This window comes from Arthrobacter sp. 35/47, from assembly GCF_000520475.1.
GTDB classification, from domain to species: Bacteria; Actinomycetota; Actinomycetes; order Actinomycetales; family Micrococcaceae; genus Arthrobacter_D; species Arthrobacter_D subterraneus.
The window spans coordinates 1-5,302 of the sequence record NZ_KI914603.1 but is presented as its reverse complement, the minus strand read 5'-3'; the positions used below and the strand labels follow the sequence as shown (position 1 = coordinate 5,302).

At 64.2% G+C, this 5,302-nt stretch carries 5 protein-coding genes; 4 read left to right on the top strand and 1 reads right to left on the bottom strand.

Features of this window, described 5'->3' with window-relative positions; genetic code table 11:
• Positions 1–46 precede the first annotated feature (46 nt).
• Positions 47–3,031, top strand: coding sequence for an FG-GAP-like repeat-containing protein (locus X803_RS19250; protein WP_051470663.1), 2,985 nt, complete (start codon positions 47–49; stop codon positions 3,029–3,031).
• Positions 3,032–3,107: 76 nt separating this feature from the next.
• Here the strand turns inward: X803_RS19250 and X803_RS0110500 are convergent, their stop codons facing one another.
• Positions 3,108–3,350, bottom strand: coding sequence for a CDGSH iron-sulfur domain-containing protein (locus X803_RS0110500; RefSeq protein WP_026545104.1), 243 nt, complete (start codon positions 3,348–3,350; stop codon positions 3,108–3,110).
• Between the two features lie 201 nt (positions 3,351–3,551).
• On the opposite strand from X803_RS0110500, the gene X803_RS21085 reads away from it, so the two are divergent.
• The 3 genes from X803_RS21085 to X803_RS0110485 all read left to right on the top strand — a co-directional run.
• A complete protein-coding gene (locus X803_RS21085; RefSeq protein WP_051470662.1) occupies positions 3,552–4,334 on the top strand; it encodes a hypothetical protein in 783 nt (260 codons plus the stop codon).
• Positions 4,334–4,783 (top strand): phage holin family protein, encoded by a 450-nt coding sequence (locus X803_RS0110490; protein WP_026545103.1) that lies wholly within the window; start codon positions 4,334–4,336, stop codon positions 4,781–4,783. The genes X803_RS21085 and X803_RS0110490 overlap by 1 nt, the downstream gene beginning before the upstream one ends.
• A partial coding sequence (locus X803_RS0110485; RefSeq protein ID WP_026545102.1) for a DUF3618 domain-containing protein occupies positions 4,780–5,302 on the top strand: 523 nt, incomplete at its 3' end. The genes X803_RS0110490 and X803_RS0110485, both read left to right, overlap by 4 nt.

Below are 5,302 nucleotides of genomic sequence, written 5' to 3'. Positions count from 1 at the left end.
ACACGGCGGCGCCAGCCCCACCCCACTCGCACCATCAAGGACCAACATGCTCTTATTCCAGCGTTCCACCGCTGCGCTCACCGGCGTTTTTCTTCTGGCTGCCAGCCTCTCCGCCGGGGTGCATTCCGCCTCCGCGCAGGAGGTCCAGCCGACGACGGTTGCAACCCAGGAATCGACCGCTAGTGCGGAACCGAGTGAGGCTGCTACTCCCGCACCGGTGGAAGAGGCGCCTGTCACGGCGACCGCCGTCGAGCCGGCCCCGTCAGAGGACGTGCACGCAGAGGAAACGCATGCAGTGGAGGCGCCGGCGGGGCTCGAAGAGCTTTTCGCGGGCGGCATTCCGAACCACCCGGACCACACCTACGAAGGCCGGACGTCGACCGACGGCCGCAGCCTGGATTCGACGACGGAGGGTGCAGCGATGTCGCCGCTCGGCGCCGGCGGCACGCTTTCCCGTGCGGGCGATATCAAGGTCAGGCTGGTCACCCTGGATCTTGCGGACAGCACCGCAACCGTGCCCATGACCGTGGCCGAGGAGGCGATCGGCGTTTCCTCCAAGTACTGGAAGAGTATGTCCAACGGCCGGCTTTCAATGTCGGTTGCTTCCAGGGTCACCAACTTCAAGACGACTGCGAAGTCAACCGACACCTACGACCAGATCATGAACAAGGTCACTGCGGAGCTGAAGTGGTCCTACAGCCCGTACACCGCGCTGGTCGTTTTCACTCCCAAGGCACTCAAAGAGGGATACCTGGGTTACGGCTGGAGCAGCAGCGGCACGAGCGGCCGCATCCTGATGCCGTACACCTCGGAACTGGCCAACTTCACCACCAACGTTGTAACCCACGAGTTCGGTCACGTACTGGGCCTGATGCACTCAGACTCACTGGAGTGCGCAAGCGGTCAGCCGGATACCGCGAGTTTCTCCGGAACAGGTTGCTCAATACGCCACTACGGTGACACGTCCGACCTCATGGGCATCTCCCGCTGGTTCGACACTCCGGCAATCAGCTCGAGCTTCTGGGACTACGGCGGCTTTGGTCGGGGAGACGAAATCCTCAATGTCGGCGTTGCGTCCGGCAGCAAGACCTACACCCTCAGGCCCTGGGCCGGCACCGCCTCCAACCGGGCGGTGAAGTTCACGGATCCGCGCAGCAATGAGGTCTACTATCTGGAACTGCGCGTCCCCGTAGGGTTTGACGCGAATACTGCTACCAACGGCAACCGCGGTGTGAAGGTAGTGCAGAGCGGCGGGCTTACAACGGCCTCGTCCTTGCTCCTGATGCCCTCGAGCAAGCCCTACTCGGGCTACTACGCAACCAACACGGCCTGGCAGGCCGGCAGTACGTTCATGACCCACGCCGGAACCGCTGTCCGGATCAACTCGGTCTCCGACTCAGCTGCCTCCGTCACGATCGACACCAATCCGTTCCCGGCGTCTTCGCTTTCGGATATGAACAGCGATGGAGTTCCGGATGTGGTGGCACGTGATGCGAGCGGCCAGTTGTGGCTGTATCCGACGACGTCCACCGGCGCCCTGGGTACCCGGACGCTCATCGGTTCCGGTTGGGGTGGGATGACTTCTATCGTCCTGCCCGGTGACTTCAACGGTGACGGCTTCGCTGACATCCTCGCCCGTGACAGCGGCGGGCGCCTGTGGCTCTACGCCGGAACAGGCACCGGTACCGTCCGGTCCGGCGTGCAGATCGGATCCGGCTGGAAGGGCATGACCGAACTGATCACCCCCGGCGACTTCGACGGCGACCGCAATGTGGACGTCCTCGCCCGCGACGGCGCAGGAGCACTTTTCCTCTACTCGGGGAACGGCGCCGGCGGCTGGAAGTCCAGCTCACAGCCGGGATCCGGGTGGCAGGTCATGACCGCGATCCTCAGCCCCGGCGATTTCGACGGCGACCGCAAGTCGGACATCATTGCGCGGGACAGCGCCGGCAATCTCTACCTCTACGCAGGCAACGGCACCGGCGGATTCGCTCCGCGGCGCCAGATCGGTACCGGATGGAACGTGATGAGCGCGATCGTCGGATCCGGTGACTACAACGGAGACGGCAAGGTGGACCTGCTGGCCCGTGACAGCGGCGGGGCACTGTGGCTCTACAAGGGCAATGGCACCGGCGGATTCGCGGGCAAGGTCGCAGCGGGCTCCGGGTGGAACAACCTGCTGATCGCCTCCGTGACGGTCCAGGCCGCAGCCGAGGCTCCGGTGGAAACGGCGCCGGTTGAGCCTGAGCCTGTTGCTCCGCAGCCGACGGAACGCAATGGACGCACGGACATGAACGGTGACGGGTACCCGGATATTGTTGCGCGGGACTCCACGGGTGGCCTCTGGCTATACCCGAGCACTGCCACCGGAACCTTCGGACGTAAGGTGCAGCTGGGATCCGGATGGGGCGGAATGAACATGATCCTGCTTCCGGGCGACTTCAACGGCGACGGCATTTCCGACATCCTGGCCAGGGACAGCGGCGGCCGCCTCTGGCTCTACACGGGTACGGGCACCGGCACCGTCAAAGCTGGCGTACAGATCGGAAACGGCTGGGGCATCATGACCGCGCTGGTCACACCCGGTGATTTCGACGGCGACGGCCACCCTGACCTTTTGGCCCGCACGGGTGATGGAGCCCTCTACATCTATCCCGGCAATGGCAAGGGCGGTTGGGGTAGCAAAGCACAAATCGGAAACGGCTGGGGCGGGATGACTGCCTTGCTGAGCACCGGTGATTTCAACAGTGATGGAACCTCCGATCTCCTGGCCCGGAACTCGGAGGGTGCGCTCTACCTGTACGCAGGGAACGGCAAGGGCGGATTCCTCGGTAGGTCGCAGCCGGGCGCGGGGTGGAATTCCATGACTGGATTCGTCGGGCCCGGCCCTTGGGGAGCAGATTCCAACGCCGACCTGATCGCACGGAACAGCAAGGGTGACCTGGTCCTGTACAGCGGCGACGGCGCCGGACGCTTCAGCGGCGCCCAGCAGATTGGCCAGGGCTGGCAGGGAATGTACCTGGCTGAGTAGCGAAAGTCATTCCGTTCAGAAAGGCCGCCGGTACCGCTCCAGAGCGGAGCCGGCGGCCTTTCTGTTTGCCCGGTCGTTACCGCTGATCTGCCGGCAGCTCCGGCTCAGTACGGAAGTTGATCAGCTTGTGCGTGCCGTCGCAGTAGGGCTTGATCGTGGAGGCGCCGCATCGGCACAACGCCACAGTCTTTCGCCGTCGGGGCACGGATTCACCGGCCGGGGTGACAATTGGCACCTCGCCCCTCACCAGCAGGGGTCCGTCGGGGCACGCCACGATACTGACGTCGTCGTTCCTGGATGATTCGGTGGGTGAAGTCATGGTGCCTCCTCGGTTGTACCCTGCTGCCCTAGCCGTGTCTCGCTTCAAATACTAAGCTGGCTGTTCACGCAGGGCCCGGCGGATCGGTCGGACAGGCTGGGAGTTTTCGTTGCGGTCTTGTGATCATATGCTAAGCATGCTTATTGTGTAGAAGCGATGACTTACTTCCCAGAAGTCCTCCACATCAATAAAGGAGTCATTATGAGCACACAGAACTGGTCAGAAGACCCGCTGGTAACTTCAACGCCCGGGGCACAGACCCAGCCGGGCACGCAGACCCCCTCGTCCTCGGGACAATCCACTACGTCTGCTGCAAAGGGTGAAGCCAAGGATGTAGGGCGGCAGGGCGTAGACGCAGCCAAGGGCGTTGCACACACCGCAGGTTCCGAAGCGAAGAATGTAGCGAATGAAGCCGGAACCCAGGCCAGGAACCTCCTGGACGAGGCCGGAGCCACCCTGAAAAGCCAGGCCGGCACCCAGCAGCAGCGGGTGACCGACGGACTGCGCTCCATCAGCGACGAGCTGAACTCCATGGCGCAGAACGCTGAGGGCGGCACCGCCCAGCAGCTCGTACAGCAGGTGGCGCAGCGTACCGGCAGCGCCGCATCCTGGCTCGACGGCCGGGATCCGGGATCGCTGCTGGACGAGGTGACAAGTTTCGCCCGCCGCCGTCCCGGAACATTCCTGCTGATCGCCGCGGGTGCCGGCCTGCTCGCCGGACGGATGACGCGCGGCCTGGCCGGTGGCCAAGACTCGAACGGCTCGCCATCGGCCGGCACCCCCTCCGGGTCAGCCGCCCGTGGACAGCACGTCGCAACCTACCCGCCGGTCCCGGATGAGTTCGGAACCGACGTGCCTGCCTATGGCGCCGGCATCGACTCACCTCCGACGGCACCGCCGACAACGACGCCGGCCGTCACCCCCACCACCCCCCTCAGCCAGCCTGGGGTTACCGGAACTGAGACAGGGAGGGACTTCCGCTAATGACTGACCAACATCTCCACGGATCACATGCGGCCCAGCCGCCGCCGAACCCGGACAACGATCGCAGCTCCAACGCATCGCTCGGAGATCTCCTCGGCGAAGTGACGCGTGATCTATCGACGCTGATGCGCCAGGAACTCGAGCTGGCCAAGGCCGAGCTGCGCGAGTCAGGAACCCGCGCCGGCAAGGGCGCGGGAATGTTCGGCGGCGCCGCCGTCGCCGGGCACTTTGTACTTCTCTTCCTCTCACTTGCCCTTATGTGGGGTCTGGCCGAGCTTGTGGGCCTTGGTTGGGCATCCGTGATCGTTGCCGTGATCTGGGGCATCATTGCCGCCGTTCTCGCATTGACCGGCAAGAAGGAAATGAAGTCGATCAAGGGCATGCCGCAGACCGCTGAGACAGTCAAGGAAATTCCGCCTACGTTGAAACCAGGAGAGCACACGCCATGAACCAGACACCTGATCAGATCCGCGCGGATATCGAACGCACCCGCCAGGAGTTGGGTACTGATGTAGACGCTGTCGCCGACAAGGTGAGCCCGTCAAACATCGCCCACCGGCAGACCGACAAGGTCAAGAACGCGCTTGGCAACGTCAAGGACAGCGTGATGGGTTCTGCACACGACGTCGGCCATTCGGCCAAGGGCGGCACCCATGATGCTTCCCAGTCGGTGAAGGACGCAGCACAGAACGCCGGCGATGCACTTCACGACGCACCGCAGCGGGTCACCGCGAAAACGCAGGGCAATCCGCTCGCCGCAGGATTGATCGCGTTCGGCGCGGGCCTCCTCGTCTCGTCGCTCATTCCGGCGAGCCAGAAGGAGAGAGAGGCGGCTCAGGCCGTCAAGGAGAAGGCTCAACCGCTGGTTTCCGAGGCGACCGACGCGGCCAAGCAGGTTGCCGAGGACCTGAAGGAACCCGCGCAGCAGGCCATGGACTCCGTCAAGGCGACCGCCACTGATTCCGCGA